Source organism: Halomonas sp. HNIBRBA4712 (assembly GCF_043558675.1).
GTDB lineage: Bacteria > Pseudomonadota > Gammaproteobacteria > Pseudomonadales > Halomonadaceae > Vreelandella.
This window is the reverse complement of record NZ_JBIFXR010000004.1, coordinates 1-24,371: the sequence shown is the minus strand read 5'-3', so window position 1 is coordinate 24,371 and position 24,371 is coordinate 1. Positions and strand designations below refer to the sequence as shown.

Below are 24,371 nucleotides of genomic sequence, written 5' to 3'. Positions count from 1 at the left end.
CCCCGTCCAGGCAGGATGAGTCTTCATGCGCGATGCCCAACAGATCGACAAGCTGACCCTTTTTGGCCACTTCTCCCTTTCGCTTGAAGAGGGCGTGCTGACCCATTTCAGCTACGACAAGGTCAAGGCGCTCCTGGTCTATCTGCTGTTGCATCGTCAGCCGGTCAATCGCGCCGCGCTAGCCGAGCTGCTCTGGCCCGACCAGGGGCTCTCCTCCGGGCGTACCAACCTGCGCCACGCGCTGCACTGTCTGCGCCACTCGCTTGGCGACAACGCCGACACGGTGCTCAACGTTTCGCGCCAGACCATCGCGTTTGATTTGCCGCCACACTGGCAGGTCGACCTGCATGAACTGCAAACGCTGCTCGAAGGCCCGCCGGATCTCGCTACACTCGAGGCGGTGATGAGCTGCTACCGAGGCGACCTGGTCGAGGAGCTACAGCTTGCCAACTGCAGCGAGTTTCAGCGCTGGCTGGTGCAGGTGCGAAACGAGTGGCGCCAGCGCGTGATTCGCTTTGCCGAGCAGGTGCTCGATACCCAAAGCGATGTACCGGATTCGGTGATCGAGGAGCTGGTCAGCAGCTTCTCCGGCTACGGCCCGTTTCACGAGCGGCTGGTGCGCCAGCTGGCGGAAAGCAACCACATGGCCGCCGCCCACGAACAGTACCAGAGCTACCTGCAGCTGCTCGCGCTCTCCGGCCAGCAGCCGGAGCCCGGCTTTCTGCAACTGGCAAGCTACTGGTCCGATGGTCAGAGTGATGCCCAGCTGGTGAGCCCCCAGGGCGCCTACTCACGGGCGCTGGCCGCCGACAGCAAGCCGCTTCGCGATGACGAAATCGAGCTCAGACAGCTATCGGTGATGGCCATTCGGCTAACGCTCAAGGGCGATTGGCAGGAGCGCGGCGCCATGCGCCACTGCCTGACGCTACAGCTGGAACTTCTGCGCTGGCTCGAACAGCAGTGTCATCACCTGGGCGGCTTCTGGCTGCCCGGTGCGACCGGCGGCGTAGGGCTTGCCTGCTTCGGTACCCACGGCCCCGCCCACCAGCTCGCCGAGCTGGTCGCGCTGTACGAGCACTGTCGCCAGGCGCTGCCCCAGGAGATCGAGCGGCGCTGGAGCATCGATCAGGCTCCGCCGAGCTTCGAGCTGACCGCCGGGCTCAACAGCGGCCGGGTGGTGTATCTTCCCGAGCGTCAGCTCGCCGACCCCCTGGGGCAGGTGACTCAGCTCTCGCTCGAGCTGATGAGCGCCGCCGAAGGCAGCGAACTGGTGATCTCCCAGCAGGCGAGCCAGCACATGCCGCCGGCGCTCGATTTGCAGCCCAGGCTCTCCTCGCGGCTGGTGGCAAGCGATGGCCGCATTCGCCTGCGCGCGCTGGTGCTGGGTCAGAACGAGGGTGGGCGCGATGCGCTGCCGCCGAGTCTCATCGGCCGCGAAACCGCGCTGAGAACGCTGCGCGACGGCCAGGCCCGAGCGAGTATCGGGCTGCGCCAGAGCATACTGGTGCGCGGCGGCACCGGCATGGGCAAGTCGGCGCTGATGGTCGGCTTTCGCCAGCTCGAACTGAGCCGCGACGCAGCGGTATGTTGGCTTCCCACCACCCGGCTTTCGGTGCTCGAGCCCTACGGCGTCGCCCGTCAGTTGCTCGCTTGGCACTGCCAGAAGCCTTGCGATCTCGAGGCGCTGCACGCGCTTTTACGCACCCTCGAGTTCCCCACGCTCGACGCCGAACGCCAGCAGCTGCTCGAACAGGCGCTCGGCGTGCGTGAGGTCGATGACCTTGCAAGGCTCACCCAGAACGGCGAGGCCGTGGAGCTGGTGGCCAGGCTCTTGCACCGGCTGATCGAGCGCGAGTCTCAGGGGCGCACGCTGCTGCTGATGATCGACGATCTTCAGTGGCTCGATGAGCCCTCCTTCAAGGTACTGACCGGCCTGCAGGCGAGGCTTGCGATCAATACCGCCTTCATGCTGGTAGCGAGCCACCACGGGCGCGAGTCGCTTCCGGTCAAGCTGCATTGGGATCAGCAGATCGTGCTTGGTAAGCTCGACCCCGGCCAGTCGGCGCGGCTTCTGACCCAGCTCGCCAGCCGCTACCAGGTGCATATCAGCCCCCGGCTCAAGAATCAGATCGTCGAGCGCTGCGACGGCGTGCCGCTTTACTTACAGGAGATCTGCCGGCGGCTGGACATGGACCGCCGCGAAGGGCGCAGCGTGCAGTTCAGCGAGCTGCCCCGCGGGCTTCTGGGCCTCTTGACCAGCCGGGTGGATCAGCTCGAGCGCGACCGCGAAATCGCCCACGTGGCGGCGGTGCTCGGCCGGCGTTTTCGCTTCGATATGCTGCTCGAGGCAAGCCAGGTCGACAAGGGGCGGCTCTCTCGGGCGCTCGAGCACATGCGCAAACTCGAAATCATCGAGCCCTTCGAGCAGCCCGGCGCCGAGGCCGAGTATCAGTTCTGTCATCAGCTTCTGCACGAAGCGGCATATCAGTCGTGCCCTGCGGATGTGCGCGGCGTGCTCCATCAGCAGGTCGTCACGCTGATCGAAGAGCGCTTTCCGATGTGGATCAGCCGCCACCCGGGTGATTTCGCCAATCATCTGCGCCGCAGCGGCCATTTTGCCCGCGCTGCGCGCTACTTCGAGCTTGCCGCGCGCGAGGCGCTCAAGGTCAGCGCCAACCGTACCGCGCTGAGAATGGCGGATCGGGGCCTGCGCTGCTTGAGCGATATCGACGAACACGTCGAGCGCGAAGTGAGCCTTCTGACCGTCAAGGGCCAGGCCGCCTTTGCGCTGGAGGGCCACGGCTCGCCCACCGCGCACGAGTGCTTCGTCAGCGCCCGCGAGCTTCTGCGCGCCTATGGCAGCGACCACACCGATGACGAGGAGGATCTGGAGCAGATCTTCCTGGTCAAGTGGGGGCTGTGGCTCAGCCGCAGCCAGCGTTACGCTCACGCCGACGCCTTCGCGCTGGCGGCAACGCTCTCCTCGATCGCCAAGCGGCTGGAGGATCCGCGCTACGCCAGGCTTGCCGACTACGCCAGAGCGCAGTGCGAGTACTGGGCCGGACGCATCGCCCAGGCGTTCGATCATTTCAACGAGCTCGACCCGCTCAACGCGCCGATGATGATCGAATGGCTGCCGTTCTCGGATCACCCCCAGGTAAGCGCGGTCTGCTTTCAGGGCTGGACGCTGTGCCTGCGCGGCGACTACCAGCGCGCCGAGCGCCAGATCGCCGCGGCGATTCGACTGGCCGAGAAAATCGGCCACCCGGGGACGCTGGCGATCGCCTTGATGTTTGCCACGGCGCTTTATCGCCAGCTGGGCCACGTGCACCTGGCCGCCCGCCACGCCGAGCGCGCCGCGGCGATGACCGCCACGCCGGATCTACAGCTTTGGCAGGTCTCCGCGCAGGGAGTGCTTGGATGGCAGCAGGCGCTGAGCGGTGACCCGGCGGGTCTGGTCAAAATCAAGGAAAGTCTCGATCAGCGTGCAGAGCTCAACGGCCGCGACCGCTTTCAGCGCCCGATTCTGTGGTACGCCGACGCCTGTATCGAGCTTGGCGAACTGGCCGCCGCCGAGGAGTATCTGGATCAGTGCCTGACGATCGCCCGGGAGCGCAGCACGCTGTTTCTGCCCGAGATCGCCACCCAGCTTGCCCGGGTGCGCCATCTTCAGGGTTACTCGAAGAGCGAGGTCAGCGCGCTGGCGGAGCTTGCCATCGACCACGCGCGGGAGCAGGGCAACTACCACCACGAGCTCGGCGCGCTCGAGTTCTGGCTGACCCACGTCGCGCCGGAGGACAAGAAAGCGCGCGAGCTGTTTCGCGAGCGGCTGATGAGAGTTAGCCATAGCGACGCACCGGTGCTGGTACGCTGGGTCAATCTGCTCGAGCGCCGGCTGCCCCAGCCGGCGGGTATGGAGAGCTGATCGGGCTCAGGTGTTGGCTTCGAGCCAGGTGAGCGTCGCCAGCGCCTGCTCGCGACGCTCGCCGCATACGTCGCGGTCGTAGTCGAACCGCGCGCACACCGCCGGGCGGCGCGGGTCGCCAAAGAGCCGGCAGAGATTGTCGTTATCGAGCTGAACGCAGCGCTGCCCGGCGGGCTTGCCGCCAGGCATGCCGGGAATCGCCGAGCTGATCGACGGCGCGATGCAGCACGCCCCGCAGCCGGCGCGGCAGCCGCCGTTGGCGAGAGTGCCGCCCTCGCCAGCAACACTTCTTCCCCCGCCGTTTTCCATCGCGATCAGTTCCGCCACGCTCAGGCGCCCCCGCTTTCGGCGGTGGCGCCCTTGTTGAAGCCCTCGAAGGCGTTTACCCGGGTTGGCGTTTGCGTCTCCCGCGCAATCCGCTCGGCGAGCCAGCGGGCGATGTTCTCGACCGTAGTGGGGGTGTCCAGCACCGCGCAGCGCTCAAGCGGCAGGCTCAGCGCGAAGCGGCCTTCACCGGCCTCGTAGCGACACGCAAGCGTTTGCTCGTCCTGGTAGACGATATCGGCACGCTCGAGCAGGTAGCGGTTGTCGAGCCACGCCGCCCAGCGCGCCTCGAGCGCCGGCTGGCGCTCACCGTGCTGAAGGATTTCAAGGCGCGAGCGGTGGCCGTGGGCGATGCGCTGGCAGTTGCCGTCGTGGCGTTTGAGCCCGTGGCTATAGCCGTAGGCCGCTCCGTCAATCACCTCATTAGAAAGCGTTAGGCTGACGCGTTCGACGTTTTCCGGGCAGGTGCGGGTCAGCTCCTCGCCAAGGGACACGGCGAGCGCGGCGGGCTCGATGTGCTCGACGTCGACCAGCGTGAACGCGCGCGCCGGGCCGCGCACCTCGATGGGGTAGGGCGCGGTGGTGCGAATGCACAGGCCCTCAACGCACTCCTCAATGCTGACGCCCACCGCGCGGGTGGGCATCAGCAGGGTATGGTCGACCCCGGCGTCGAGGCTCTTCTTGATGAAGGGCTTGACCCGGCCGAAGTCGAACAGCATGCCGTCCTCGCCAAGCTCACCCTCGAGGCAGGCGTCGACCTGCCAGCTGGCGCCGACCAGCCCCCTCTGTGGGCACCAGAGCGAGACGTCGATATGACTCAACTGCTTTACGAAAAGAGCCATCAGGCGAACCCCGCGATCTTGTGGGTTTGCAGCGACAGCCGCCACTGAGGATGCTTCATGCAGTAGGCGGTGGTGGCCGCGACCCGCGCCTGGTTCTGCTCGGCGCCGCCCTGGTCCATCGGCTGCAAAAAGAAGTGGCGAAAGCCGAGCGTCTCGAAGCGCTCCGGCGCCGCATCACACTGGGGGTAGACGAGCTTGAGTTCGTCGCCTTCCAGCGCCTTGAGGGCGTTGGCGCCCTTGGGGCTGACGCAGAGCCAGTCGATGCCGTCCGGCACGCTGACGGTGCCGTTGGTCTCCACGCCGATTTCGAAACCCTCTGCCTTGATTGCTTTGATCAGCGCCGGGTCGAGCTGTAAAAGCGGCTCGCCGCCGGTAAACACCACGTAGGGCACCGCGTTTTTTGCCGCGTCGGGCCAGAGCGCCTTTATGTGGGCGCCAAGTGCCTCGGCGCTGTCGAAGCGGCCGCCGCCTTCACCATCGACGCCGATGAAGTCGGTGTCGCAAAAAGTGCAGCGCGCCCCGGCGCGATCCTTTTCGAGCCCGGACCAGAGGTTGCAACCGGTGAAGCGGCAAAACACGCTGGCGCGGCCGGCCTGAGCGCCTTCGCCCTGCAGGGTGTAGAAGGCCTCCTTAACGTGATACATCGGCGGCCTCCGGGGCGCTGGCGGTTTCGTACTCGAGCGGGTCCGCCACGCCGTTTGCGGCGAAGGCGGCCAGCCGTTCGCGACAGCTGCCGCAGCGCCCGCAGGCGAGCTCGCGGCCCTCGTAGCAGGTCCAGGTGTCGCGGTAATCGAGCCCCATCGCCAAGCCCTCGCGCAGGATCTCGGCCTTGGTCGCCTCAAGATAAGGCGCGTGCACCTCGACCGGCTCGAAATTGGCAATAGCGGCGGCGTGGCGCATCGCCTCGACGAATTCCGGTCGGCAGTCCGGGTAGAGCACGTGGTCGCCGCCGTGGGCGCCGTAGTCGACGCGCCCGGCGCCGATATTGACCGCCTTGGCAATCGCCAGCGACAACAGGATCATGTTGCGGTTGGGGACCACCGTGGCCTGCAGGTTCTCCTCGGCGTACTCGGCGTCGGGCATCGCGGCGCTGGCATCGGTCAGCGCCGAGTTGTCGATCAGCCCGTGAATCGCGCGGATGTCCACCACCTGGTGGGGGATATTGAGCTTTGCGCACACATGGCGGGCGGTATCGAGCTCTCGGCGGTGGCGCTGGCCGTAATTGAAGGAGAGCGCGTGAACCTCAAGGCCTTCTTCGAGCGCGCGGTGTAACACGGTAAAGGAGTCCATGCCGCCGGAGTAGATCACTACGGTGGAGGAAACAGAGGGGTTGGAAAGGGGCATGCAGATACTCGCTGGCCGGAGAATTTATTGAGTGCCCATCGGGCAGAGATCCGGGGTCCGGTCCGGAACGGCTGGCAGTGTACGCATTGACCGCGCGCTTGGCTAGCCGTGCGTTTGAATGCGCCTTCAAGGCGCGGTAGGTGCGCCGCAAGGGTCATGCTAAGCTGGTTCATACAGCCTCAAGAGACGTATTCATGGCGACCATAGAACATAGTGAAATCGTCCACGCCGCCCCGGAGCGCGTATTCGACCTGCTGCGCCGGGTAGAGGACTTTTCCGACTACTCCGATATGATCGACTCGATCGAGACGCTTGGCGACAACCGCTACCGCTGGCACGTACGCGCGGTCGGCATGGAGTGGGCCTTCGATGTCGCCGTGACCGAAATCGATCCACCGCACACGCTCGCCTGGGAGTCGCTGGACGGCGTCAAGAATCAGGGGCGCTACCGGCTCGAGCCGGTGGAAGAGGGCACACGGGTGTCGCTGACGCTGACCTACGACATCCGCAACCGGCTGATGGAGAAAGCCGTCAATAAAGCCGCCCAACCCATGGTCGGCAAGGTCAGTCGGCAGATTCTCGATCGCGTCGAAGCCCGGCTCAATGGCTAGACCCCGGCATGTAAGCTGGCGGTGGGTAGCGCTCTTTGCGCTGATGGCGATGCTTGGCTATGTCTGGCTCTGGCACTCGCCCAATCTCTCGGCGTTCAAACAGTGGGCCTCGGCCATGTCCCACCATCCGGCGGTGATTCTGGGGGTCATCCTCGTCATGGCGGTGACGCTCGCGATCGGGCTTCCCGGCAGTATCGGCCTGTGGTTGATCGCCCCGTTCTATACGCCGGTGGCGGCCACGCTCATGCTCACGCTTGGCAGCGTAGCTGGGGCCTGGGGCGCTTATCTTCTTGCGGCGCGCTTTCACAGCCGCATCGAGCCGGGCGGGCTGACCGCGAAGGTGATGGCTCGGCTCGAGCGGCGAAGCGATCTTCTCACCCAGTGTGCGCTGCGCATACTGCCGGGCTTTCCGCATTCGGTGATCAACTACGCCGCTGGCCTCACACGGCTTCCGCTAAAGCCCTATTTGTTGGCGGCGACGCTGGGCCTTTCGATCAAGTGGGGCGTCTACAGCAGCGCCATACACGGAGCGCTGGAAGCGATCGAGGAGGATGACCCGCTGCAGTTCGACGTTCTGCTGCCGCTTCTGGCGCTGGCGGGTCTATTGCTGGTAGGGGCGTGGTACCGGCGCCGCGTGGATGCGGCGCGCGGTCATCAAGGTTAACTAGCGCGGCTGGTGCATCGCGGCGTCGAGATGGCCGACCACTTCCGCCCAGTCCGCGTCCTCGATGATGGCTTCACGCAAAAAAGCCGCCTGGGAGTCGTTCCAGCAGGGCGCTTCGGCGATCGGCATGGTGTCCGGCAGCGGGCCGTTTTTATCGATGAACGCCTCGATCGAGGCCTTGTCCGAATCGAGCCCGAGCTGTTCGAAAAGATCGCTGAATTGGTGTACGGGTTGTTCCATCTCTCTCTTCCTTTCCCTGGTGAGTCGTTGGCGATGCTATCCTCGCCATAGTAACGCATGTTGTTAACCATAGCCGGAATATCGTGAGGCGCCAGCTCAGCGCTCGCCGACCAGCGGCGTGAGAAAGCGCTGGCGACGGTCGGCCTCGGAAAGCGGCTGGGCCAGTAAGTGCACGAGTTTGGCAAGTGCGGCCTCCGGCGTCATGTCCGCGCCGGAAAGTACCCCTGCCTGCTCGAGGCCAGAGCCCGCCGCGTAGGCGCCAAAATGCGCGCTTCCCGCCGGGCACAGGCTGATGGCGGCAATCAGCTTGCCCTCACCGCAGACGCCGGCCAGTACCTCGAGAAGTTCTGGGTCGTCGGGCAGATTACCCGCTCCCCAGAGCTGCAGTAGCGCGCCCTTTACTCGAACGTCGCCCAAAAGAGCCTCGAGCTGCCAGGCGCTGATGCCGGGCCAGAGCGCCAGGCGAATCACCTCGCCCTGGGCGAGGCCGGCGTAACTGGCAAGCTCGAAGCGCGGAGCGCCGCGCTGGGTAGCGCCCAGCCCGCGGGCCGGGTACTCGACGAAATCGCTGCCCACGCGCTCGCCGAGCAGCGGATAGTTGGGGCTCTCGAAGGCGTCCGGCGCTTCGCTGTGGCGCTTGACCACGCGCGTGCCGCGATAGAGGCGCCCGGCGAAATGGACCGCGACCTCCTTGAGCGTTTCGCTGGCGGCAAAGCGCAGCGCCCCGACGACATTGTCGAGTGCGTCACTGCCTGGCGCTTCGAGCGGCTGCATGGCGCCGGTGACCACTACCGGGCGGTCGAGACCCTGAAGCTGGTAAGCAAGGCTTGCCGCGCTGAAGGCGAGCGTGTCGGTGCCGTGCAGCACGACGAAACCCTTGTAGGCGTCGAAGCGCTCGGCGATCAGCGCGCCGATGCGCTGCCAGGTCAGCGGCGTGGCCGCACTCGAGTCGATCAAGGGTTCAAGGCTTTCGATCTCGAAGGCCGGCAGCGCGCTCTGAATCGAGGCCGGCAGGCCTTCGAGCGCGCGGGCGAGCCGCATCGGGAAATCCTCACCGGGGGCCAGGCCCGCGTCGCCACCTTGCATGCCGATCGTGCCGCCGGTGTAGATCACCAGCAGGCGCTCGCAGCGCCGGGCGGCGTCGCGCAGTTGGGGAGACTTTTTCATGGTCCTTCCCTGGTAGGCGTATAAGCTGAAGGCGTAATGCGAAGCGTGCCGCCGGCGTCGTCCAGGATTCGGTCGCGCCCGGCCAGGTGGGCAAACACGCAGCAGATGCCAATCAGCGCCAGCAGCAGCCAGGCGATATGGTCGATGCGTGCCCCCACCTGCAGCAACAGACCGACGCCGAACGGGCCGAGCGCGGCGATGGTGTAGCCGCCACCCTGCACCAGCCCCGAGAGCTTGCCCGCAAGCCCGGCATTGGCGGTGCGCAGCACCAGAAGGCTCAGCGCCAGGCTGAAGCAGCCGCCCTGACCGATCCCCAGCGACAGCGCCCCCAGCCAGCGAAAGCCAAGCGGCGCGATCATCAGAAGATAGAGCCCGAGCGCGGTGGCACCCAGCATGGTGAGCAGCGCCGGGCGCTGATCGCGGCCCAGCCGCGCAAGCCAGGGGGCACACAGCGCCGAACCGAGTTGGCACACGATCGACACCGCCATGATAAAGCCGGCCTCGCTCTCGCCGTAGCCACGATGGATCAACAGCGTCGGCAGCCAGCCAAAGACGATATAGGCCATGGAGGATTGCAGGCCCATGTAGAGCATCACCTGCCAGGTCAGCGGCTGGCGCAAAAGCGCGCCAAGTGACGCACCGGACACGCTGGCCCCGGCGCTCGCGGTCGGTTTGGGCGCAAGCGTCGCCCAAAGCAGAAGCGATACCAGCGCCAGAAGCCCCCAACTGGCGAGACTCGTCTGCCAGCCGCCGAAGGCGTTGGCCATGGGCACCGAGAGCCCCGCGCCGAGCGCACCGCCAAAGCAGAGCGCCATGGTGTAGAGCCCGGTCAGAAGATCCGCGCTTTCGGGAAGTTCGCGCTTGACCAGCCCCGGCAGCAGCGTACCGGCCAGACCGATCGCCGCGCCGGCAAGCGCGGTAGTGATAAACAGCGCACCGGGAAGCGGGCGTAGCAGAAGGGCCGCGGTCAGCAGTAGAAGGGCGGCACTGAGGGCGCGCTCGCTACCCAGCCGGCGTGCGAGCAGCGGCGCCAGTGGCGCCGCCATGCCCAGAAACAGCACCGGCAGGGTGGTCAGAAGCCCCGCCGCCGCCGGGCTGAGCCCGGCGTTTTCCTGCAGGCGGGTAAGAAGCGGGGCCACCGACGAAAGCGCAGGGCGCAAGTTGAGCCCGACCACGAACATCAGGGCGATGAAAGTCGCGCTGCGTTTCAAAGTCATGGGACTACTTCAGGTGGCGGCGAAGATCGCCGCGAGCGACGTCCATCAGGGTAATGAAGTGGTAATCCTTCGAATCCTCGAGGCAATCGACGCGTACGTCGGTGCGCATGGCCCTATTGATATCGAGTTTCTCGAAGATCTCGAGGGTGACCTTGCGCGCGGGCTTGTTGCCGGGCTCGATGACGCCCTCCTCGAGGGTGAAGGTTTCCAGCAGCGTGGCGCGCACGCGGGTGGTGTTGCCTTCGCTCAGCACGCGGCGAATGAACAGCCACCCTTCGCACACCAGCGCCGCCTCTTCGCTGCTTTCACGCAGAAACAGCGTGCGGTAGCAGGCGCCCTCGGAGGAGGCTTTCTCTGCCATGCTGCGATACGCCTGAATCACCTGGTTGGGGGTGACCTTCGCATCCTCCAGGCGTTGGGTGACGCCCTGGTGTTCGCGGCTCAGCTGCTCCTGGCGCTGAAAGGTCAACCACCGGCGGTAGTCGTTGATCAGTTGCGATGACGCCATAATCACTCCATGAACGGGTTCGGCCAGGGGCCTGAAGGCGGGTGTCTGAAAGCGGACAACCTTCGCATATTCGCAGCGAGCGCGCTAGCGGCGAGCGCGCCGACGCGGCGCCTTGTCCGAGCGCTCGCCCTGGCGCTGCCCCTGGCCCTGACGCTGCCCCTGGCCGCGACCACCGCCGCCGGGTTTGCGCTGACCGCGGCGGCCGTTCTCGATCGGCTGCGGCTTGGCGTTGGGGTCGGGCTCGAAGCCCGGCTCGATCTTTTTCGGCAGCGTTTGCTTGATCAGTTTCTCGATGCCGGCCAACAGCGCGTGCTCGTCGACACACACCAGCGATACCGCCTCGCCGTTGCTGCCGGCGCGGCCGGTACGCCCGATGCGGTGAACGTAATCCTCGGCAACGTTGGGCAGGTCGAAATTGACCACGAAGGGCAGCTCGTCGATATCGAGTCCGCGAGCGGCGATGTCGGTGGCTACCAGAACCTGCAGGTCGCCGCTCTTGAACGCGCCCAGCGCTCGGGTGCGCGCGCCCTGGCTCTTGTTGCCGTGGATCGCCATCGCCGGAATCTCCTGTTTGGAGAGCTGCTCCGCCAGGCGGTTGGCGCCGTGCTTGGTGCGGGTGAAGACCAGCACCTGGAACCAGCCGTGCTGACTGATCAAATGCGCCAGAAGCTCACGCTTTTTCTCGCGATCCACGCGGTAAACACTCTGCTCGATCTTCTCGGCGGTGGTGTTGCGCGGGGCGACCTCGACCAGCGCCGGGTCGTTTAGTAGCTGGGTGGCGAGCGTCTGGATCTCGTTGGAGAAGGTCGCCGAGAACAGCAGGTTCTGACGCTTTTGCGGCAGCAGCTTGAGGATGCGCTTGATGTCGTGGATGAAGCCCATATCGAGCATACGGTCGGCTTCGTCGAGCACCAGAATCTCGACCCGAGAGAGGTCGACGTGGCCCTGTTGCTGCAGGTCCATCAGCCGCCCGGGGGTGGCGATCAGCACGTCAAGGCCGTTTTTCAGCGCCTGCACCTGAGGGTTCTGACCCACGCCGCCGAAGATGATGTGCGATTTGAGCGGCAGGAACTTGCCGTAGTCGGTCACGCTTTCGCCGACCTGAGCGGCAAGCTCGCGGGTGGGGGTCAGCACCAGTGCGCGCACCTGACGCTTGCCGGGGCGTGTACCATTATTGAGCCGCTGTAGAAGCGGCAGGGTGAAGCCCGCGGTCTTGCCCGTGCCGGTCTGGGCGCTGGCCAGAAGATCGCGCCCGGCCAGCACCAGTGGAATAGCCTTTTGCTGAATGGGCGTGGGCGTAGTGTAGCCCTGGGCGTCAATGGCGCGTAGTAAATCGTCCTGCAGACCAAGTTCGGTAAAGCTCATGCGTTCTCCGCCATTGCTCGGCGAAAGCGCGTACGCTCGCCGGGCCAGGGTTAAAAATGAATGGGATACGCGCAAGCCGGACTCACGCGGCAGCGAAGTTTGCCAGATAGCGCCGCCGGCTGCGAGGGGCATTTGATGGAAGGTGGCGTTTTGACGCCGCGGTAGCGCGTCACCGGGTTCGGCGCCCGGCGACGCGATTGGCGTCAAGGCGCGGTAAAATAGCCGCCGGTGCGGATATCGCTTGCGATCTCGGCGGCCACCTCATCCAGGCTCTGGCCGAGCGCGCGCACCAGCGCTGGATAGCCGTCCTGGGCGAGTTCGGTTTCGACGTTGAAGCTTTCCAGGGCGAGCAGCTCGTTGTTTGCCCCGCGCAGCTGCCACTGACCGCTGGCCACGGCGTTGCCATCGAAGCGGCCCTGGAACTGATCGACTTCGACGGCGAGCGTCACCGCGCCCTGCTGGCGGCCTTCGGCGCGTACCACCTGCACCAGCGGCAGCTCCCGGGAGAGGCGCCCGCGCAGCCCGCGCTCGAGCTGGCGGCCAAGCTCTTCAGCCCACTGATGCTGGCGGGCGGCATTGAGCGTGATGTCGTCGAGCTGCATGACGATACCCTCGACGTCCAGGTAGTGAGCGAGCCTGGGCGAGCGCACGGCGAGGGTGTGCTCGGTGGCCGTGGCGGCGGGCGTGATCGGCGCTACGGGCAGTGTGTAACGCGCGGGCGGTTCCACGCTCGAAGCGCAGCCGCCCAGTATCAGGACCAGCCCCAGAAGGGTTAAAAGTGTCAGCGTCCGGTGGCGCATGGTGTCATCCTTTTACCGAGGTGCGCGCGGGATCGGATCTTCCGCGTCGAGGTTGTCAAAAAGCAGCGCCCGCGGGTTTTCGTTGAGCGTGCGGGTCAGCGGCTGCAGGTCGCGCATCAGGCGATCGAGGCGCTCGATCGCCGAGGTCAGATCCTGGTAGGCCGGCGACGAGGGCGAGAGCCCCTCGATCGTGGTGCGAAGCTCCTCGAGCGTGGCATTGACGTTGCCGCCAAGCGCCTGGGTCTCCGGGTCGCTCAGGATCGCGTTGAGTGAGGTACTGACTTCCCGCACCTCGTTGAGCACGCTTTCGGACGCCTGCAGATTGCGATCGAGCCCCGCCAGCAGCGGCTCGACTTCCAGCGCGTTGAGCTTGTCGAGCAGGCTCGTCACCTGGGCCTGGATCTGGGCGAAGCCACCGGCGACGGTGGGGAAGACGGTGCGCTCGGCGAACAGCTCCGGCGTATGGTCACCGGCCAGATCACGCTGGAAGTTGAGATCGACGAACAGCGCCCCGGTCAGCAGGTTGCCGTTCTTGAGCGAGGCGCGAAGGCCCAGGTCGAACATGCGGTTGAAGCGCGCCTCCCACTCCTCCAGGTCGACATCCTCGCTTTCGATTCCCAGCCGCTGGGGCTCGATACGGATCAGCACCGGAATGGCGAACTGCGCTCGCGAGTTGGGCTGCGGCGCGGTGAAGTTCCAGGGCACTGCAACCACGCTACCCATGCGCACGCCGCGAAACTCCACCGGTGCCCCGCGGGAAAGCCCGCGCACCGTGTCGTCGACCAGCAGCACGTACTCGAGATAGCGGTTGAACGTGCCCTCCCGGGCGTCGTCCTCGTCGGCGTAGAGCGTGAAGCGGGCGTTGTTGGCTACCGGCTTGCCCATGGGCAAATCTTCCGGCACGCCGAAGGTGACGCCGCCGCCCAGCAGCGCTTCGAGCGACTCCACGTTGACCCGCACGCCGTTGGCGTCGAGGCGAAAATCGATACCGCTGGAGGTCCAGAAGCGGGTGCTATCGGTGACCAGATCGGCGTAGGGCTCCTCGATGAAGACCTGATGCTGCATGGTGCGCGACTCCGGGTCGAAGCGGTTGTCCTCGACCCGGCCAACGGTGTAACCCTGATACGACACCGGGTCGCCCACGCGCAGTGAGTTGCCCAGCTGGCTGACCAGGCTGATCTGAAGCCCGGCCTGGCCTGCGACCGCCACCGGCGGCACGTCGCTGAGCTCGAACTCTCGACGCGGCTCCTCGGAGCGGCCTGGCTGCAGCTGTATATAGGCGCCGGAGAGCACCGTGCCGAGCCCGCTGATCCCTTCGCGGCCAATACGCGGCTTGACCACCCAGAAGCGGCTATCTTCACGCAGCAGCGCCTCGGCCTCCGGCTGAATGCGCGCGGTCATCACGACTTGAGAAAGGTCGTCGGAAAGCCGCACGCTCTGTACCAGGCCGATCTCGACGTTGCGGCTTCGAATCAGGGTGTTGCCGGCTTCGATGCCTTCGGCGTTGTTGGTGGTCAGGGTGATCAGCGTGCCGCGGCTGGTGTAGTTGTCGTAAACCAGCCACAGGCCGATCACCAGCGCGACGATCGGTACGATCCAGATGGGCGACAGGCGGGTCTGGCGTGAAGATTTGGCCCGATGCTGATCGTTCTCATCGGGCGCGGGCGTGTCGTGTTGCGGTAAATCGTCAGCCATCCACTGGTTCCTTGGTCGCTATCTTGAGCCGTGTCATACCGCCGCGTTTGGCGCGGCGCGGAGGCGGAGTATCCCATAAAAGGCGGGGGTCGAAGGTCATCGCGGCGAGCATGGTTAGCACGACCACCGCGCCGAAGGCAAGTGCAGCAGGGCCGGGGGTAATCGACATCAAGGATCCCGCGCGAATCAGCGCCACCAGAATGGCGACCACGAACACGTCGACCATCGACCAGCGGCCGATGAACTCGGTCAGCCGGTAGAGCCGGGTGCGGCTCTGGGCGTGCAGCTCGTGGCTGCGCCTGGCGACGAGACAAAGCCACGCCAGGGCGAAGAGTTTACCCACCGGTACGATGACGCTGGCTATGAAAATGACCGCCGCCACCGGCCAGGAGCCCATCTGAATGAGCTGGACTACGCCGCCGATGATCGTCGACGGCGAGCTCGAACCGAGGCTCGTCGTGGTCATGATCGGGTAGACGTTGGCCGGAATGTACATCACGGTGGCGGCGAACAGCAGTGCCCAGGTGCGCTGCAGGCTATGGGGCAGGCGCAGGTGGAGTTTTTCGTGGCAGCGCGTGCAGCGCCCCTTGCCTCCTTTGGGCAGCCGGTTGATCAGCCCGCAGGTCGGGCAGCCGGTCACGCCCTGGGCGGCGGCGGTGCAGGCGGTGCGGGTACCTTCCGGCGCCAGCGGCTCGCCTTCCAACGAAAACCACATCCAGTCGGCATCCAGGGATTGGCTGGTCTTGAGCAGCAGGATGGCGAAAATGCAGAACGCCCAGAACGAGATTCCCAGCGAAATCTGGGCAAGACCCGCGATCTTGATCAGGCTGACCAGCGCACCGATGATGAAGACATCCGCCATCATCCAGGGCACGAAGTGGGAAAGCGAGCGGGCGATGTCGCGGCTGAAGGGCATCGGCCGGCCGCGCAGCAGCCCGTACTGAAGCCACATCACGCCGATCAGATAAAGCGCCGGCAGCACGGCAATCGTCATGATCACCGCGATGGCGACCAGGGGCTGTTGGAACGTGATCAGCGTGGTGGCGGTCTGGGAGAGCTCGATGCGATTGCTCACGCCGCTGACGTTGAAGCTGACGAACGGAAACGACACCGCGACCATCAGTGCGATGAAAGCGGAGACGGCCAGCGCCATGCTGCGCTGGGCCGGGTAGCGATGGCGCTTGACCAGGGTATGCCCGCAGCGCGGGCAGCTGGCTTTCTCGCCCGAGCCCAGCGGCGGCAGGGCACTGACCCAGTCGCATTCGTGGCAGGCGCGCAGGCGCCTTCGCGTGAGCCGCGTTTCCGGCGGTTCGATATCGACACGGGGTGGCGCAAGCGTCAGGGTGGGGCGCTTTTTGAGCGGGTAGTAGCGCAATGGGTTACTCTCGGCGATTCGTGACTCGTGACACGGCTTTTAGCACGATTAATACGTTGAGCGATAAAGGCTGTCAAACGCGGCACGCAAGGATTGTACCCTCCAGGCTTGACGCTTACCCACGCTTGGACAACGATGCAGACGCTTTCTCCCACGCGGGCGAAAGATTTGCTGACCCAATCACTGATACAACACACAAGGACACTTCATGCTGCTCGCTCTTCTGGCGGTCGTGATCGGACTGGTTCTACTCATCTGGAGCGCGGAAAAATTCATCGATGGGGCCGCGGCCACCTCGCGGTGGTTGGGGCTTTCACCGCTTCTGATCGGCATGCTGGTGATCGGCTTTGGTACCTCGGCGCCGGAAATGATGGTATCGGTACTGGCGGCGGTGCAGGGCAATCCGGGGCTGGCGGTGGGCAATGCCTACGGCTCTAACATCGCCAATATCGGCCTGGTGCTCGGGTTCATCGCGCTGATGGCGCCGCTTGCCGTGCACTCGAGCGTCATCCGCAAGGAGATGCCGCTACTGGTTATCGTGATGATGCTCACCGGCTACATGCTCATCGACGGCTGGGTGACGCGGCTCGAAGCGCTGATTCTTCTGGTGGCGCTTGTGCTGTTTATCGGTTACAGCATCTGGAGCTCGCGCCGTCAGCAGGCCGATGCGCTGGAAGAAGAGGTGAGCGAAACCCTCGATGCCAAACCGATGTCGCGCGGCAAGTCGATCGCCTGGACGCTGATCGGGCTGGCGCTTCTGATCGCAAGCTCCAGGTTACTGGTGTGGGGCGCGGTCGAAATCGCCGAGATGTTCGGTGTGAGCGAGCTGATCATCGGCCTGACCGTGGTGGCGGTGGGTACGTCGCTGCCGGAGCTTGCTTCGTCGATCAGCGCGCTACGCCGTCGCGAGCACGACATGGTGCTGGGTAACGTGGTGGGGTCGAATCTGTTCAACAGCCTGGCGGTGGTAGGGCTTGCCGGGGTGATCATGCCGATCGAGGCCGGGCGCGAGGTGCTGGTGCGCGACTGGAGCGTGATGATCTCGATGACGCTTTTGATGGTGCTGTTCGCGTTCTCCTGGCGCGGCCGGCCGCGGCGTATCAACCGCCTCGAAGGGGGTGTGCTGTTTACGCTGTTCATCGCCTACACCGGCTATATGGTAAGTATCGTACTGATGAGTTGAGCATTCTTGACGTGCGTCATTGCGACACATAATTGGCGTCGGGGAAGCCGTGTAACCCTGTAGCCGAGGGCGTAAGATAATGCCATGAGTAAAAAATAGCCTGGTCTGCGTAGTATCCGGCCTCCTGGCATAGCCAGGCTTTTGCTACCCATGGGCGTTCTACTTTTCCCCGGTTTCAGGAGAGTGTCATGGAACTCGATCCCCTGCTGCTTTCGCGAATACAGTTCGCGTTCGTGGTGTGCTTTCACACCATCTTTCCCGTCTTCACCATCGGTCTTGCTTCTTATATCGCGCTGCTGCACGGGCTCTTCTACAAGACCGAAAATCCGGCCTGGGACCGGCTGGCGCTGTTCTGGACGAAGGTCTTCGCCGTGGTGTTCGCCATGGGTGTGGTGTCGGGCATCGTGATGTCCTTCCAGTTCGGCACCAACTGGAGCAACTTTTCGCTTGCGGCCTCGAACTTCATCGGGCCGGTGCTGAGCTACGAAGTGGTCACGGCGTTCTTTCTCGAGGCGGCGTTTCTGGGCATTCTGCTCTTTGGTCGCGGCAAGGTACCCGAAGGCGTGCATCTCTTCGCGGCGGTCATGGTAGCGGTGGGTACCTTCATTTCCGCGTTCTGGATTCTCGCCGCCAACAGCTGGATGCACACGCCGGCCGGGGTCGAGCTGATCGATAACCGCTTCCATGTCACCTCCTGGAGCGCGGCGATCTTCAATCCCTCCTTCCCGTACCGCTTCGCGCACATGGCGGTAGCATCGTTCATCACCGGCGGATTCGTGGTCGCCGGCGTCAGCGCCTGGTTCTTGCTGCGCGGGCGTGACGTGCCGGCCAACCGCCGGGCGCTTTCGATGTGTTTGTGGCTTCTCATGGTGCTCACCCCCGCCCAGGCGGTGATCGGCGATTACCACGGCCTCAATACCCTCGAGCATCAGCCAACCAAAGTGGCAGCGATGGAAGGGCACTGGGAAACCTCCGGCAGCGTGCCGCTTCTGCTGTTCGCGATTCCGGACCAGCAGGCCCAGGAGAACCGCTTCGAGATCGGTATCCCGAATCTCGCCAGCATCATCCTCACCCACTCCCTCGACGGTGAGATTCCCGGCATCAGCGAAGCACCGCCGGAAGAGCAGCCGCCGGTGGCGCTGGTGTTCTGGTCGTTTCGCGTCATGGTCGGCTTGGGCCTTGTGATGATCGCCGTCGCCTTTGCCGGACTGCTGCTGCGCCGGCGCGCCCGGGTTTTTGAGCACACGCTGTACTTGAAAGTGCTGGTCGGCATGATCGCCACGCCCTTTCTCGCGGTACTGGCGGGCTGGATCGTTACCGAATCCGGCCGTGCGCCCTGGCTCGTCTACGGCATGATGACCCACGCCGAAGGCGTAACGCCTTCGCTGACCGGCCCCATGGCGCTGTTCTCGCTGACCGGTTACGTGCTGGTCTACGCCGTGGTGTTCTACGCCGGTATCTACTACCTCACCCGCGTGGTACGTAACGGCATGCTGCCCGGTGAAGCCCAGGCCAGGGTCGACCCGGACGCCGACCGTCCCAAGCGGCCGCTTTCCGCCGCGCATACTCCCTTTGATGATGACGTTGAGCCGGTCAGGAGCTAATCATGGAAATGTTCGATCTCTCTATCATCTGGGCCGGGATCATTGGCTTTGGTGTCATCATGTACGTGCTGATGGATGGCTTCGACCTGGGGGTGGGCATTCTTTTTCCCTTTGCCCCGGACGAGGATGCCCGCGATGTCATGATGAACTCCGTCGCACCGGTGTGGGACGGCAACGAAACCTGGCTGGTACTCGGCGGGGCGGGGCTTTTGGGGGCTTTTCCGCTGGTTTATTCGGTGTTTCTGCCGGCGCTTTATATCGGCGTGTTTCTGATGCTCGCCGGGCTGATCTTTCGCGGTATCGCCTTCGAGTTTCGCTTCAAGTCGCGTAAAAACCGCCGCTGGTGGAATCGGGCGTTCTGCTGGGGATCGGCGGTGGCGGCGTTTGCCCAGGGCGCTGTGGTCGGTGCCTACATCCAGGGCTTTTCCGTCGAAGACTTCGTCTATACCGGCGGGGCGCTCGACTGGCTGACACCGTTTTCGGTGCTCACCGGCCTTGGCCTGATGATTGGCTATGCGCTTCTGGGCTCGACCTGGCTGATCATGAAGTCCGAAGGCTACATCCAGCAGTGGGCCTACAGGATTACGCCGATGCTACTGGCGGGTGTGCTGGTGATATTCGCGATCATCAGCCTCTGGACACCGTTCATCGATCCTCTGGTGTGGGAGCGCTGGTTCGGTCATCTGCGCTTTATCTGGATCTTCCCGGCGCTGGCATTGCTGTGTGCCCTGGTTGTGTTCAGAAGCGTTCAGGCTCGGCGTGAAGGCCTGCCCTTCGTCGCCACGGTGGGCATTTATGTATTCACTTACCTTGGGTTGATCGTCAGCAAGTGGCCGGTGATCGTGCCGCCGGACTACACGCTATGGGACGCTGCCTCGGCACCGGAATCCCAGCTCTTTCTGCTCATTGGTGTGCTCTTCGTGATCCCGGTCATTCTGACCTACACCGCCTGGACCTACTGGGTATTCCGCGGCAAGGTGCGTGTGGGCGAGGGGTACCACTGAGTTCATGAGCGGTACAAACGGTGATGCGGTAGAACTGACGCCGCGCCGGCTGCTAGAGCGTCTGGCGCGCGAACAAAAGCCGCGGCTGATGGGTGCGGCGGCCTGCGGAGTGCTGGCCGGCATCTGTACGATGGGGCTTCTTCTCGGCGTTGCCTGGCTTGCCGAGCAGATGCTGGTACAGGGCCAGCCGCCCGGCATGTTTGTGGGGCTCTTCGCAGGACTTTTCGTACTGGTCGCGCTGCGCGGGCTGCTTCAGTGGGGCCAGGAGGCGCTGGGGTTCGAGGCGGCGCTGCGACTTCGCCAGCGTCTGCGTCATACGCTGCTGGAAAAGCTCGCCGCGCTGGGGCCGGCATGGCTCACCCGCCAACAGAGCGGGGCGTTGGCCACGCAGCTCGTCGAGCACGTCGATGCGCTGGAGGGTTACTTCGCCCGCTTTCATCCTCAGCTTCGTATCGTGGTCATCCTGCCGCTATTGATCGCGCTGGTGGTCGGCTATCTCGACTACGTGGTGGTGATCTTTCTGCTTCTTTCCGCGCCGCTGATTCCGCTTTTCATGGCGCTGGTGGGTATGGGCGCCGAGCGAATGAACCGCGAGCAGTTCGGCGCGGTTTCGCGACTTTCTGCGCACTTCGTCGACCGGGTACGCGGCATGGCGACGCTGCAGCTATTCGGGCGTACCGCCACGGCGCGCCGGGACGTGTGGTACGCCACCGACGAGTACCGGCGGCTTTCGATGAAAACCCTGCGCCTGGCGTTTCTTTCTTCTGCGGTGCTCGAGTTCTTCGCCTCCGTGGCCATTGCGGTGGTGGCGATGTACGTGGGCTTCGGGCTTCTGGGCTATCTCGATTTCGGCCCGGCGGCTTCGCTGTCGCTCTTTTCCGGGCTGGCCGTGCTGCTGCTGGCACCGGAGTTCTTCCAGCCGCTGCGCACGCTTTCCCAGCACTATCATGATCGCGCGGCGGCGCTCGGGGCGGCGGAGAGTTTGGCGTTCATTCTCAACGAGCGTAGCGCTCGCCATGAGGCGCTGGCGCTGCCCGAAAGCGACCGCGCGCTTTTCGAACTCGACCGGATAAGTTTGGCTCATGGCCAGGGCGCGCCGGTGCTCGAAGGCGTGACGCTCTCCCTCGAGCGCGGCGATATCGTCGCCTTGACCGGGGCGTCGGGCAGCGGCAAGTCGTCGTTTCTGGCGCTGCTGGCCGGGTTCATGGCGCCCCAGGCCGGCGAGCTTCGCCGTCGCCCGGAGGCGATTGCCTGGCTCGATCAAACCCCTTGCCTGCTTCAAGGCAGCCTGGCGGAGAATCTGCGCCTGGCCGCTCCCGAGGCGGATGACCGCGCGCTTCTGGCAGCGCTCGACCAGGCCGGGCTTGGGGAACTCGTGGCCGCGCTGCCCCAGGGGCTCGAGACGCCGCTGGGGGAGCGCGGGGTTGGTCTCTCCGGCGGCCAGGCGCAGCGGCTGGCGCTGGCGCGGGTCTATCTCAGCCCGGCGCCGCTGGTGCTGCTCGATGAGCCGACGTCGAGTCTCGACGCCGCGACTGAGGCGCTGGTGATCAAGGCGCTCAAGGCCTGGGCGGAGGCGGGGCGCACGCTGGTCATCGCCACCCATCACCCGCAGGTCATGGCGATCGCCGGCCGCCAGCTGTGCTTCAACGGTGGTCGGGTCCAGGAGGTGTCACCGTGAAAACCGTTGTTCGGGCGCTGCGCCCCTGGCTATTTCTACTCACCCGGCGACGCCGGACGTTTTACCTTGGCGCCGCACTCGTTCTCGTAACGCTTTTGGCCGGCCTTGCGCTGCTGGGGCTCTCCGGCTGGTTCATTACCGCCTGCGCGCTGGCCGGGCTGTTGCTGGCGGCGGGGCAGCCGTCGAGCCTGGATATCTACGTGCCCGGCGGCGGTATCCGCTTTTTTGCGCTGCTGCGCACCGTGGCGCGCTACCTAGAGCGCCTGCACAATCATAACGCGGTGCTGACACTGCTGGCGGATCTACGCTTCAAGGTGTTTGGATACCTGACAAAGCTCGACCCCGCCACGCTTGGCCGGCGGCGAGCGAGCGACTGGCTGAGCCGGCTGACCGCCGATATCGATACGCTGGACAACTTCTATCTGCGCCTACTCATGCCGCCGCTGGCGTCGCTTTTAGCCATTGCACTCGTCACGCTGTTTATTGCCCTGTGGCTGCCAATGCTGGCGCTGGCTGTGGGTCTGGTGCTTGGTGGGCTCTGGCTTGCGCTGACGCTCGGCTTTGCAATGCTCGGGTTTGGGCAAAGCTACCAGCAGGTGGATGATCAGCAGACACTGCGCTACCGGGTGCTGGACCAGCTTCAGGCCAGCGCGGAGCTCGAAAGCTACCGCACGCTGGCCTGGCACCAGAACGAAATCGATAGGCTTGAGGCGCGCGTAAGGCGCAATCAGCGCTATCTGGCGTTCAAGGCGGCGCTGGGTAACGCGCTGGTCTCCTGGGTAATGGGGGCGCTGCTTGTGGGCGTGCTTTGGGTCGGCGGGCAGGCGGCCGGCGAGGACGTCTCCGCGCCGGTTGTGATCATGCTGGTGCTGCTGGTGCTGGGCGCCAGCGAGCTTTATACCGCGCTTCCCGCTGCGTTCATCAAGTTCGGCGCAAGCTATGCAAGCGCTTGCCGCTTGAATCGGCTGACACCTTCCGAGCGCGCCGAGGCCACGCCCGCGCGGCTTCCCGAATCGCCTGCCGGTGACCCGGTCACGCTCGAAGGTGTGGGCTATAGCTATCCGGGTATGCTCGCCCCGGCGCTCGGCGGCGTTTCGCTGACGATTCCCGCCGGGGGGCGGGTAGCGATCACCGGCGTTTCCGGGGCGGGCAAATCGACCCTTGCTCATTTGCTGCTGGGACGGCTGGCGCCGAGCGAAGGATGCGTGACGGTAGCGGGCCAGCCGCCCGCTGCGCTTACGCCGGTGCAGCGCGCCGAGCGCTTCGCGTTCTTGTCTCAACAGGTCGATCTCTTCGATGCGAGCCTGGCCGATAACTTGCGCCTGGCCGACGAGAGCGCCAGTGATAAACGGCTCTGGGAGGTGCTCGAGCTGGTAGCGCTGGCAGAGTGGGCGCGCGCCCAGCCTCTGGGGCTTGAAACGCCAGTGGGGGAGAAGGGGCGCCAGCTATCCGGCGGCCAGGCGCGGCGCGTAGCGCTGGCAAGGCTTTTTCTGCGCAACCCGACGCTCGTGCTGCTCGATGAGCCTTTCGCCGGGGTCGATGCGGTTACCGCTCGCCATCTCGCCGGCTCGCTCGATCGTTGGCTTGAGGGTCGAACGGCGGTCTACCTGGTTCACCAGGCCGATGATGTATCGCTGTTTCCCGGGCTCACGTATAGTCGTTCGCTACATCACGGCTCGCTTGCAGGCGCCTGGGCTTCCCCTGTTTGAAGGGAGCCCGGGCGGGCAGGCCACAGGGAGACCATCATGCAAGAGTATTTACGCGCGCTGCCCAAAACCGAGCTTCATCTGCACATCGAGGGCTCGCTCGAGCCGGAGCTGATGTTCGAGCTGGCCCAACGCAACGGTATCGAGCTCGACTACGCAAGCGTTGACGAGGTCAAAGCGGCGTATCACTTCGATGACCTGCAGGGGTTTTTGAATCTCTACTACCAGGGCATGAACGTGCTGCGCACCCGCCAGGACTTCTTCGATCTGGCCCTCGACTATTTCAAGCGCGCCCGCAGCGAAGGCGTCGTGCATATCGACATGCATTTCGATCCCCAGGCGCATCTCATTAGAGGTGTGGCGCTCGAGGAGGTCATGGCCGGGCTGCTCGAGGCCAAGCGGGAAGCCGAGTCGTCGCTTGATCTCTCGGTGGGCATGATCATGGCGTTTCTGCGTGACCGCCCGGTCGAGGAGGCGCTCGAGGTCTTCGAGCAGGCGGCTCCCTACCATTCCCGGCTCGACGCGATTGGTCTGGACAGCGCCGAGCGTGATAATCCGCCGATTGAATTCAAGGCACTGTTCGAGCGTGCAAGGAACGCGGGTATCAAGGGCGTCGCCCATGCCGGTGAGGAAGGGCCCGCCGACTATATTCGCCAGGCGCTGGACGAGCTTGACGTCGTTCGTATTGACCACGGCGTGCGCTGTCTTGAAGATGAAGCGCTTACCGAGCGTCTTCGCCAGGAGCAGGTAGTGCTAACGGTGTGCCCGCTGTCGAATGTCTGTCTCAAGGTCGTCGACCGGCTCGAGTCTCACCCGCTGCCCGCGCTGCTCGATAAAGGTCTCAAGATCACCATCAGCTCCGACGACCCGGCCTATTTCGGTGGCGGCCTGTTGGCCAACCATATCGCCTGTCACGAGGCCTTTGGTTGGGAGGAGTCGACGTTCCAGGCGCTCAACCGCAATGCTCTGGAAGAGGCGTTTATCGACGAAGCCCGTCGCAGCGAGCTGCTCGAGCGCCTGACGAAAACGGCGAATCGATAAAAGAGTGAGCCAAAGGGTTGACGTATAACCACAAGTGAGTAGAATACGCCCCACATCGAACGGGCAGCGCCCTTCGAT

At 64.7% G+C, this 24,371-nt stretch carries 21 protein-coding genes; 9 read left to right on the top strand and 12 right to left on the bottom strand.

The features are described from left to right. Positions 1 to 25 precede the first annotated feature (25 nt). The gene (locus ACGK9R_RS09560; protein WP_394580605.1) at positions 26 to 3,925 is read left to right on the top strand and encodes an AAA family ATPase; all 3,900 of its coding nucleotides are present in this window, start codon (positions 26 to 28) and stop codon (positions 3,923 to 3,925) included. A 6-nt stretch (positions 3,926 to 3,931) separates the two neighbouring features. On the opposite strand, the gene ACGK9R_RS09555 is transcribed toward ACGK9R_RS09560, so the two are convergent. From ACGK9R_RS09555 to queC, 4 genes are read right to left on the bottom strand one after another with little or no spacing between them, the layout of a single operon-like run. Next, positions 3,932 to 4,234 (bottom strand): YkgJ family cysteine cluster protein, encoded by a 303-nt coding sequence (locus tag ACGK9R_RS09555; protein WP_394581110.1) that lies wholly within the window; start codon positions 4,232 to 4,234, stop codon positions 3,932 to 3,934. Between the two features lie 20 nt (positions 4,235 to 4,254). Beyond that, a complete protein-coding gene (locus tag ACGK9R_RS09550; protein ID WP_394580603.1) occupies positions 4,255 to 5,091 on the bottom strand; it encodes a 6-carboxytetrahydropterin synthase in 837 nt (278 codons plus the stop codon). After that, positions 5,091 to 5,735 carry a 7-carboxy-7-deazaguanine synthase gene (gene queE / locus ACGK9R_RS09545; RefSeq protein WP_394580601.1) on the bottom strand — a complete coding sequence of 215 codons (645 nt, stop codon included), beginning with the start codon at positions 5,733 to 5,735 and terminating at the stop codon, positions 5,091 to 5,093. The genes ACGK9R_RS09550 and queE overlap by 1 nt, the downstream gene beginning before the upstream one ends. After that, positions 5,722 to 6,435 carry a 7-cyano-7-deazaguanine synthase QueC gene (gene queC / locus ACGK9R_RS09540; protein WP_394580599.1) on the bottom strand — a complete coding sequence of 238 codons (714 nt, stop codon included), beginning with the start codon at positions 6,433 to 6,435 and terminating at the stop codon, positions 5,722 to 5,724. Before queC ends, queE begins: the two co-directional genes overlap by 14 nt. A 194-nt stretch (positions 6,436 to 6,629) precedes the next feature. On the opposite strand from queC, the gene ACGK9R_RS09535 reads away from it, so the two are divergent. Further along, a complete protein-coding gene (locus ACGK9R_RS09535; RefSeq protein ID WP_394580597.1) occupies positions 6,630 to 7,046 on the top strand; it encodes an SRPBCC family protein in 417 nt (138 codons plus the stop codon). Continuing rightward, positions 7,039 to 7,710 (top strand): TVP38/TMEM64 family protein, encoded by a 672-nt coding sequence (locus tag ACGK9R_RS09530; protein ID WP_394580596.1) that lies wholly within the window; start codon positions 7,039 to 7,041, stop codon positions 7,708 to 7,710. Before ACGK9R_RS09535 ends, ACGK9R_RS09530 begins: the two co-directional genes overlap by 8 nt. Here ACGK9R_RS09530 and ACGK9R_RS09525 read toward each other — a convergent pair whose 3' ends face one another. The 8 genes from ACGK9R_RS09525 to ACGK9R_RS09490 all read right to left on the bottom strand — a co-directional run bounded on the left by ACGK9R_RS09525 (position 7,711) and on the right by ACGK9R_RS09490 (position 16,077). Beyond that, entirely contained in the window at positions 7,711 to 7,950 is a 240-nt protein-coding gene (locus ACGK9R_RS09525) for a DUF2789 domain-containing protein (RefSeq protein ID WP_394580594.1), read from the bottom strand. Between the two features lie 96 nt (positions 7,951 to 8,046). Continuing rightward, positions 8,047 to 9,117, bottom strand: a complete 1,071-nt coding sequence (locus ACGK9R_RS09520; protein ID WP_394580592.1) for an asparaginase — start codon at positions 9,115 to 9,117, stop codon at positions 8,047 to 8,049. Beyond that, complete coding sequence (locus tag ACGK9R_RS09515; RefSeq protein WP_394580591.1) at positions 9,114 to 10,334, bottom strand: MFS transporter; 1,221 nt, start codon at positions 10,332 to 10,334, stop codon at positions 9,114 to 9,116. Before ACGK9R_RS09515 ends, ACGK9R_RS09520 begins: the two co-directional genes overlap by 4 nt. Before the next feature lie 4 nt (positions 10,335 to 10,338). After that, on the bottom strand, positions 10,339 to 10,842 hold the full coding sequence (locus ACGK9R_RS09510; RefSeq protein WP_394580589.1) for a hypothetical protein: 504 nt from the start codon (positions 10,840 to 10,842) through the stop codon (positions 10,339 to 10,341). 84 nt (positions 10,843 to 10,926) lie between these two features. After that, on the bottom strand, positions 10,927 to 12,207 hold the full coding sequence (locus tag ACGK9R_RS09505; RefSeq protein ID WP_394580587.1) for a DEAD/DEAH box helicase: 1,281 nt from the start codon (positions 12,205 to 12,207) through the stop codon (positions 10,927 to 10,929). Positions 12,208 to 12,410: 203 nt separating this feature from the next. Next, on the bottom strand, positions 12,411 to 13,007 hold the full coding sequence (locus ACGK9R_RS09500; RefSeq protein ID WP_394580585.1) for a membrane integrity-associated transporter subunit PqiC: 597 nt from the start codon (positions 13,005 to 13,007) through the stop codon (positions 12,411 to 12,413). A 12-nt stretch (positions 13,008 to 13,019) separates the two neighbouring features. Beyond that, the gene (gene pqiB, locus ACGK9R_RS09495; RefSeq protein WP_394580583.1) at positions 13,020 to 14,702 is read right to left on the bottom strand and encodes an intermembrane transport protein PqiB; all 1,683 of its coding nucleotides are present in this window, start codon (positions 14,700 to 14,702) and stop codon (positions 13,020 to 13,022) included. Beyond that, complete coding sequence (locus ACGK9R_RS09490) at positions 14,695 to 16,077, bottom strand: PqiA/YebS family transporter subunit (RefSeq protein WP_394580581.1); 1,383 nt, start codon at positions 16,075 to 16,077, stop codon at positions 14,695 to 14,697. Before ACGK9R_RS09490 ends, pqiB begins: the two co-directional genes overlap by 8 nt. A gap of 208 nt (positions 16,078 to 16,285) precedes the next feature. On the opposite strand from ACGK9R_RS09490, the gene ACGK9R_RS09485 reads away from it, so the two are divergent. The 6 genes from ACGK9R_RS09485 (at position 16,286) to ACGK9R_RS09460 (ending at position 24,293) form a co-directional block, all read left to right on the top strand. Continuing rightward, on the top strand, positions 16,286 to 17,260 hold the full coding sequence (locus tag ACGK9R_RS09485; RefSeq protein WP_394580579.1) for a calcium/sodium antiporter: 975 nt from the start codon (positions 16,286 to 16,288) through the stop codon (positions 17,258 to 17,260). A 188-nt stretch (positions 17,261 to 17,448) separates the two neighbouring features. Beyond that, positions 17,449 to 18,864: a cytochrome ubiquinol oxidase subunit I gene (locus ACGK9R_RS09480; RefSeq protein ID WP_394580577.1), complete on the top strand. Its 1,416-nt coding sequence runs from the start codon at positions 17,449 to 17,451 to the stop codon at positions 18,862 to 18,864. A 2-nt stretch (positions 18,865 to 18,866) separates the two neighbouring features. Then, on the top strand, positions 18,867 to 19,868 hold the full coding sequence (gene cydB / locus ACGK9R_RS09475) for a cytochrome d ubiquinol oxidase subunit II (RefSeq protein WP_394580575.1): 1,002 nt from the start codon (positions 18,867 to 18,869) through the stop codon (positions 19,866 to 19,868). Between the two features lie 4 nt (positions 19,869 to 19,872). Continuing rightward, on the top strand, positions 19,873 to 21,546 hold the full coding sequence (gene cydD / locus ACGK9R_RS09470; RefSeq protein ID WP_394580573.1) for a thiol reductant ABC exporter subunit CydD: 1,674 nt from the start codon (positions 19,873 to 19,875) through the stop codon (positions 21,544 to 21,546). Continuing rightward, a complete protein-coding gene (cydC, locus tag ACGK9R_RS09465; RefSeq protein ID WP_394580571.1) occupies positions 21,543 to 23,255 on the top strand; it encodes a thiol reductant ABC exporter subunit CydC in 1,713 nt (570 codons plus the stop codon). Before cydD ends, cydC begins: the two co-directional genes overlap by 4 nt. 36 nt (positions 23,256 to 23,291) lie before the next feature. Beyond that, positions 23,292 to 24,293: an adenosine deaminase gene (locus tag ACGK9R_RS09460; protein ID WP_394580569.1), complete on the top strand. Its 1,002-nt coding sequence runs from the start codon at positions 23,292 to 23,294 to the stop codon at positions 24,291 to 24,293. Positions 24,294 to 24,371 lie beyond the last annotated feature (78 nt).

Coding starts and splice junctions, on each gene's coding strand:
- ACGK9R_RS09485 (WP_394580579.1), top strand. CDS start 16,286: ATGCTGCTCGCTCTTCTGGCGGTCGTGATCGGACTGGTTCTACTCATC.
- ACGK9R_RS09560 (WP_394580605.1), top strand. CDS start 26: ATGCGCGATGCCCAACAGATCGACAAGCTGACCCTTTTTGGCCACTTC.
- ACGK9R_RS09480 (WP_394580577.1), top strand. CDS start 17,449: ATGGAACTCGATCCCCTGCTGCTTTCGCGAATACAGTTCGCGTTCGTG.
- ACGK9R_RS09515 (WP_394580591.1), bottom strand. CDS start 10,334: ATGACTTTGAAACGCAGCGCGACTTTCATCGCCCTGATGTTCGTGGTC.
- cydD (WP_394580573.1), top strand. CDS start 19,873: ATGAGCGGTACAAACGGTGATGCGGTAGAACTGACGCCGCGCCGGCTG.
- pqiB (WP_394580583.1), bottom strand. CDS start 14,702: ATGGCTGACGATTTACCGCAACACGACACGCCCGCGCCCGATGAGAAC.
- queC (WP_394580599.1), bottom strand. CDS start 6,435: ATGCCCCTTTCCAACCCCTCTGTTTCCTCCACCGTAGTGATCTACTCC.
- ACGK9R_RS09555 (WP_394581110.1), bottom strand. CDS start 4,234: ATGGAAAACGGCGGGGGAAGAAGTGTTGCTGGCGAGGGCGGCACTCTC.
- ACGK9R_RS09500 (WP_394580585.1), bottom strand. CDS start 13,007: ATGCGCCACCGGACGCTGACACTTTTAACCCTTCTGGGGCTGGTCCTG.
- cydB (WP_394580575.1), top strand. CDS start 18,867: ATGGAAATGTTCGATCTCTCTATCATCTGGGCCGGGATCATTGGCTTT.
- ACGK9R_RS09520 (WP_394580592.1), bottom strand. CDS start 9,117: ATGAAAAAGTCTCCCCAACTGCGCGACGCCGCCCGGCGCTGCGAGCGC.
- ACGK9R_RS09535 (WP_394580597.1), top strand. CDS start 6,630: ATGGCGACCATAGAACATAGTGAAATCGTCCACGCCGCCCCGGAGCGC.
- ACGK9R_RS09505 (WP_394580587.1), bottom strand. CDS start 12,207: ATGAGCTTTACCGAACTTGGTCTGCAGGACGATTTACTACGCGCCATT.
- ACGK9R_RS09510 (WP_394580589.1), bottom strand. CDS start 10,842: ATGGCGTCATCGCAACTGATCAACGACTACCGCCGGTGGTTGACCTTT.
- ACGK9R_RS09550 (WP_394580603.1), bottom strand. CDS start 5,091: ATGGCTCTTTTCGTAAAGCAGTTGAGTCATATCGACGTCTCGCTCTGG.
- ACGK9R_RS09525 (WP_394580594.1), bottom strand. CDS start 7,950: ATGGAACAACCCGTACACCAATTCAGCGATCTTTTCGAACAGCTCGGG.
- queE (WP_394580601.1), bottom strand. CDS start 5,735: ATGTATCACGTTAAGGAGGCCTTCTACACCCTGCAGGGCGAAGGCGCT.
- ACGK9R_RS09530 (WP_394580596.1), top strand. CDS start 7,039: ATGGCTAGACCCCGGCATGTAAGCTGGCGGTGGGTAGCGCTCTTTGCG.
- ACGK9R_RS09460 (WP_394580569.1), top strand. CDS start 23,292: ATGCAAGAGTATTTACGCGCGCTGCCCAAAACCGAGCTTCATCTGCAC.